This is a genomic window from Cobetia sp., from assembly GCF_983723665.1.
Genome location: NZ_CFDJES010000131.1, coordinates 1 through 6,189, shown reverse-complemented (window position 1 = coordinate 6,189; position 6,189 = coordinate 1). Strand labels below are relative to the sequence as shown.

Here is a 6,189-nt window from a genome sequence, read left to right as displayed (position 1 = left end):
TGCAGGCACACAACGAAACGCCCCCACAGGAGACCCTGTGGGGGCGTTTCGTCATTCATGACTCAGCGAGTCATGCGTCAGGCATCACTCAGCCGCGGCCGGCAGCCATTCCTTGACGATATCCTGATGGCTTTCCACCCACGCCTTGGCGGTTTCGTAGGGGTCGGCGTCATCTTCCTGATTGTTGAGCATCACTTCGCCCATGTCAGCCGGCGTCCAGGCGAAGTTGTCGAGAATCGCGTAGACCTCCGGCATGTCTTCCTCGAGTCCCTTGCGCGCCAGGGTGTGAATCTCCTCGGCACCGCCGTAGACGCCCTTCGGGTCATCCAGGTACTTGAGGTCCCAGCGGGCGAACATCCAATGCGGTGTCCAGCCGGTGACGACGATCTCACGCTCACCCTTGATCGCATTGCTCAGCGCGGCGGTCATGGTCGCGCCGCTGCCGGTGGTCAGGTCGATGTCCTCGAGAGCGTAGTCCTCAAGCACCTGCTCGGTCAGACGCGTCAGACCTGCGCCCGGCTCGATGCCGACGATGCGCTCATCGATATCATCGGCGTGGGTCTTGATGTCGTCGATGGTCTCGAGCTTGCTGTAGGACGGCACGACCAGCCCGAGCTTGGTGCCTTCGAGGTTGACGCCCAGGTCGTCGACCTTGTCGGCGATCTTGGCCATGTAGTCTTCGTGGGTGGTGGGGAGCCACGCACCGACCATGCCATCGGCATCGCCGAAGGCGACTGCCTGGAACATCGCCGCCGCAGACAGCGCCTTGAGTTCGACGTTGTAGCCCTGTGATTCGAGCACCGCCTTGACCACATTGGTGGAGGCGACTTCAGAGGACCATTCGACGTAGGCCAGCGTCACATCGCCCTTGTCACCGGCGGCATACACGGCGCTTGCTCCGGCCAGTGAGGAGGACATGACAGCGCCGAGCAGCAATGCCTTGGTGGCGGCATTCATCTTCGCGGTGACGTTCAAGGTAGTGCGGGAGGCATCTTGCTTGTTCATCATTTTCCCCTTTATTCGAATTTACTCATTGTTTATCGAAGCACGTCTGTCGAAAAACGCGTGTCGACGGCCAAACGTTGAGTCGGGTATGGAAGTGCTCGAGGCGGCCTCCGCATGGGCCAGGCAATACACGGAGGCCGCTGGTGAATCCCCTCATGAACGGGGCTTCTTTTCCTTGCTGAAGGTCTGGGTCAGGCGGTCGAGCAGCATGGCCAGGATGACCACCGCGATGCCCGCTTCGAAACCATCTCCCGGACGCAGGCGCTGGATGGCTTTCCAGACCTCATTCCCCAGGCCATCGGCGCCGATCATGGCCGCGATCACCACCATCGACAGTGCCAGCATGATGGTCTGGTTGATGCCGGCCATCACGGTGGGCAGGGAAAGCGGCAGCTGCAGCTTGAAGAGCTTCTGGCTGCGGGTGGCGCCGAAGGCATCGGCCGCTTCGATCAGGTCATTGGGCACCTGACGAATGCCCAGCGTGGTGAAGCGAATCGCCGGCGGCATCGAGAAGATCACGGTGGCGAAGATGGCGGAGACCGAGCCGATGCCGAAGAAGGGAATCGCCGGAATCAGGTAGACGAAGGCCGGCATGGTCTGCATGAAGTCCAGCACCGGCATGATGACCTTGTAGAAGCGGTCCGAGAGTGCCGCCAGTATCCCCAGCGGTACCGCGATGACCACGGCGACCAGGGTGGCGATCACCACCAGGGTCAGCGATTCGATCATCGGGTCCCACAGATCCAGGTTCCAGATCAGTCCCAGCCCCAGTACGGAACCGATGGCCAGGCGCGTGCCGGCCAGCCGCCAGCACAGCAGCGTCACCAGGGCGATCAGCGCCCACTCGGGCAGCCACATCAGCGCATCGTTCAGGACGTCGATGCCGGTCTCGGTGAACTTGGAGATGCCGCGCGTGATGCTGGAGTAGTTGGTCGTCAGGTAATCCAGACCCGTCTCGATCCAGTCACCCAGCTCTATCTTCGGGATGGTAAAACCGGTTGCGTCGCTCATGCGTGTGCCTCCCCTGCTTCCGCCAGTTCCGCGAGTACGGACCCTTTGATCACCACGCCCAACAGGCGGGATTGCTCATCGACCACCGCCAGCGGATGGTGATGACCGGCAAACATCGCGAACAGGTTGTGCAGCGGTTCTTCCGGCGAGACCTGACAGCAATCGGAGTGGATGATGCTCGAGAGATCGGTGAGATTCTCGCGCACGGCACGTTCGGTATCCTCGGCGGTGATGATCCCGAGCACGGTGCGATCACGACGCACCACGAACAGGCTATCGAGGCCGTTGTCGCCCATCTTGCGCAGCGCCGTGCGCGGGCCATCATCATCGCGTGCGGTGGCACGCACATCGGTCATCGCCGAGCGGGCAGTGAGGATGCGCGACATGTCGACGCCTTCGACGAAGCGCGCCACATAATCATTGGCCGGGGAAGTGAGGATGCTTTCGGGGGAGCCGATCTGCACGATCTCGCCATCCTTGAGCAGGATGATGCGGTCGCCGATGGAGAGGGCTTCATCAAGGTCGTGGGTGATGAAGATGGTGGTCTTCTTCATCTTGTGCTGCAGCGCCAGCAATTCCTGCTGCATGTCCTTGCGGATCAGGGGATCAAGCGCCGAGAAGGCCTCATCCATCAACAGCACCGTGGAGTCGTTGGCCAGCGCTCGCGCCAGGCCGACACGTTGTTGCATGCCGCCGGAGAGCTGGCTGGGGTAGGCATCTTCCCAGCCATCAAGGCCGACCTGCTTGAGCGCATCGCGACCGCGCTGATAACAGACTTCCTTCTCCTCGCCGCGCACCTCAAGCCCGAACTCGGCATTCTGCTGCACGGTGCGATGCGGGAAGAGCGCGAAATTCTGGAACACCATCGAGAAATGCTTGCGACGACAGCGCAGCAGCGACTTGTCATCCAGCTTGGCGACATCATCGCCGTCGATGAGGATCTCGCCCTCCGTCGGCTCGATCAACCGGTTCAGGCAGCGGATCAGGGTCGATTTCCCGGAGCCGGACAGCCCCATGATGACCAGCAACTCGCCTTCCATCACATCAAAGTCCACGTTGGAAAGCCCCAACGTCTGGCCAGTCTTCTCGAGAATCTCGGGGCGTTTCATGCCCTCATCACGCAATTTGAGCGCCTTGTCAGGCTGGTTGCCGAACACCTTGCTCAGATTGCGCACTCGAATCTTCACGTCGCGAGTGTCAGTCATTGGCTTTCCTGTCGTCAGCGGGCAGGAAATATCCACGGATTCTGTCAATTACGCACTCAATCCGGCAGGGAGAATGGCTCGCCCTGCCGCTGACATCGCGCAATCTGGCCGCAAGCATCGCTTGCCGACCTGCTGACAGAATACTGTGTCATCCCCTGCGCCATTATCCATAAAGGATTCTTATATTTGTAATTACAATACAGTTTTATTGATAAGCGCTCAAACACGAACAGACGTTTATACGACCAAGGTGGTATGCCCTTGACGCTTCTTGCTGATACCTCCCTGAATCACGACATTGCATGTTGTTATTGGTCTATTGCTCTCCCTCCCCTGACGCATTGCGTGTTGCCGAGAACCGCCTGGCAAGCCTACGCATGCGCCCTTGAACAACCACCGCACACGCCTATCAACAAGCCCAGGCACACGCCTATCAACAGGCCCTTGCACCATCAAGGCGCATCAGGCCTTGGCTTCCAGCCTCAGGCGCTGCCAATCACTGACTGGCTCGTTGAGACGGATGCTGGCATCGATGACCTGCTCCTCCATGTTGTAGCGACAAGTGAAGCCAAGGTGCTTCATCAGGGCGCGCATCGGGTGATTGTCGATCATGATCTTGCCGACCATCTCCAGCGTGCCCAGCGAGCGGCAATAGCGCAGCATCTTCTCCATCAGCAGACTGCCGATTCCCTCGCCTTGCATGTCATCCCGGATGATGACGGAGAACTCGGTGCGAATGTTGTCCGGGTCATTCCATACCCGCACCACCCCCAGCATCTCGCGCTGCGGCGACTCACCTGACTGGGCTTCCACTTCACGCTCGGCGATGAAGGCCATCTGGCGGTCGTAATTGATCTGGGCGAGCAACGCGAGATCTCGCTGCGTCAGCGCCGCCTTGTGGTGGAAGTAGCGGAAACGAATGCTTTCCTCGGAGAGCCGGGCATGGAAGGCCGTGATCAAGGGCGCATCCTCGCCGCGTATCGGGCGCACCTCGACGTGCATGCCATTGTCCAGCGACACCCATTCACGCAGCTCCTCCGGATACGGCATGATCGCGAAACGGGCCGGTTTGCCGAGATCCAGCGCGAAATCCACCGCCACGGCCTCCTCGCGATTGAGCAACAACGGATTGATTTCCAACCCTCTTATGTCAGGCAAATCCGATGCCAACTGTGAGAGCTTGATCAACAGCGTGCTGACGCGCTCGAAATCGCGCTCCGGGTCCGGCGAGTGCTCGGCGATCAGGCGGGAGGCATGGCTGCGCGAGATCAGCTCACGCGCCAGTGTCATGTTGAGAGGCGGCAAGGCGACCTGGCGGTCCGCCAGCACATTGACCTTGTAACCGCCGATGCCGAACACGATCACCGGGCCGAATTCGTCATCGCGCGTGATGCCTGCGCTCAACTGCAGCGAGTGTTTGCCACGCTGCATCGGCTGCAGGCAGAACTCATGAATGCGCGTGCGCTCATGATCACTGCGGCCGCGCTCGGCATCGCCCTCCGCCACCTTCTGGGTGATGCGGCGAATCGCCAGCGCGATATCCTCCGGACCGGAAAGGTCCTGCACCACGCCGGAAGACAGCCGCTGTGGGTAGCGGCGATAGCGGAACGGCTGGCTGTTGTGTTCATGCACCACGCGCAGCGCGTAGGGGCCCTGGCGAGAAGGCTTGTCGTCATCCGTGGCAGAACGCTGCAACTCGACGATGGCGCGCGCGCCTTCGGCGGCGTCGAGCACATAGCGACTGGGCGCGGTCGCGATGCCGTAGGTATCGAGCACCTGCGCCGTTTCCGAGTGGGTCAACCATTCACGGCCGGCACGCCGCGCACTGTGCACCAGATCATGGGCGCGGGCGCGGATCTCGGCACTGGTCGAGAAGGCCAGGCTCGGCGGCGTCTGCTGCAACAGTGTCTGCACACGGTGGTAATCGACCATCTGCAGGAAGGCCTTGACGCCCTTCTCCGGCGACAGATAGGTCGGAATGCCGGCCAGATGGCACTCATGGCGGGCCGAAAGTGCCTGCTCGAGCCCCATCCAGCTGGTCAGCAGGTTGCGTCGGAATTGCTTGCGATGCGCCACCAGCGCCTCGGCCGTTGCCCGTGAGGGAGCAAGGCGTGTCGGCGCATGCACGACCAGCACGGCGTCCACGCCACGGTCATTGGCCACGATGTTGACCGCGGCCAGGAAATCTTCCGGCGTGGCATTGCCGCCCAGATCCACCGGATTGCGCCCCGGCAGGCTGACATCCAGCTCGGCCTTGAGCAGCGCCTGGCGGCTCTCCTCGCTCAGCTCGGCCAGCTTGCCGCCGCCCGCCATCAGCTTGTCGATGGCCAGCAAGGCCGGGCCCAACCCATTGGAGACGATCGCCAGTCGATCACCGCGCAACGGCTTCATGCGATTCAGCGTCTCCAGCGCATCGAACATGTCTTCGCTGTCATTGACGCGCACCACCCCGGCACGCGCGAGGGCAACATCGACGATCCGGTCGCGATTGGGCACCCCACGTGTGACATGTGTGCCGAACAGGTCGGCTTCCGGGGTACGGCCGCTCTTGATCGCCAGCACCAGCCGATTGCGGGACGCCTCGCGCAGCGCGGTCATGAAGTGCATCGGGTCGTGAATGCGCTCCAGGTGCAACAGCAAGGCCTGCGACGGCCCGTACTGGTTCAGATAGTCGATCAGATCGGGCAGCATCACATCGACGCTGTCGCCCAGGGTCACCAGATGCGAGAAGCCGATGCCGCGCCCTGCCGCCCAGTCGATCATCGCATTGCCCAGCATCCCCGACTGACCGAGATAGGCGACCTTGCCCTTGGCCACTGGCTGCCCGCTGAAGGAGGCGTTCAGGTGACGGTTGGGCACGCAGATGCCCATGCATTCCGGCCCGAGCAGGCGGATCCCACTGCCTCGTGCGGCCTTGAGCAACCGACTGTTGAGGCTTTCCTGATCACGGTGGATACGCGGGACTTCG

At 61.6% G+C, this 6,189-nt stretch carries 4 protein-coding genes; all 4 read right to left on the bottom strand.

Features of this window, described 5'->3' with window-relative positions; genetic code table 11:
* Nucleotides 1-84 precede the first annotated feature (84 nt).
* Nucleotides 85-1,005: a glycine betaine ABC transporter substrate-binding protein gene (locus AC4FAH_RS11950; RefSeq protein WP_244995044.1), complete on the bottom strand. Its 921-nt coding sequence runs from the start codon at nt 1,003-1,005 to the stop codon at nt 85-87.
* Between the two features lie 153 nt (nt 1,006-1,158).
* Nucleotides 1,159-2,016 (bottom strand): ABC transporter permease, encoded by an 858-nt coding sequence (locus tag AC4FAH_RS11945; protein ID WP_043333557.1) that lies wholly within the window; start codon nt 2,014-2,016, stop codon nt 1,159-1,161.
* Nucleotides 2,013-3,221, bottom strand: a complete 1,209-nt coding sequence (locus tag AC4FAH_RS11940) for a quaternary amine ABC transporter ATP-binding protein (protein ID WP_043333554.1) — start codon at nt 3,219-3,221, stop codon at nt 2,013-2,015. The genes AC4FAH_RS11945 and AC4FAH_RS11940 overlap by 4 nt, the downstream gene beginning before the upstream one ends.
* A 462-nt stretch (nt 3,222-3,683) precedes the next feature.
* Nucleotides 3,684-6,189, bottom strand: a 2,506-nt coding sequence (locus AC4FAH_RS11935) for a bifunctional acetate--CoA ligase family protein/GNAT family N-acetyltransferase (RefSeq protein WP_490246086.1), incomplete at its 5' end; no start/stop codon positions are given.

Excerpts from the sequence above, each read along its gene's own strand:
- AC4FAH_RS11950 (WP_244995044.1), bottom strand. The coding sequence starts at position 1,005 with ATGAACAAGCAAGATGCCTCCCGCACTACCTTGAACGTCACCGCGAAG.
- AC4FAH_RS11945 (WP_043333557.1), bottom strand. The coding sequence starts at position 2,016 with ATGAGCGACGCAACCGGTTTTACCATCCCGAAGATAGAGCTGGGTGAC.
- AC4FAH_RS11940 (WP_043333554.1), bottom strand. The coding sequence starts at position 3,221 with ATGACTGACACTCGCGACGTGAAGATTCGAGTGCGCAATCTGAGCAAG.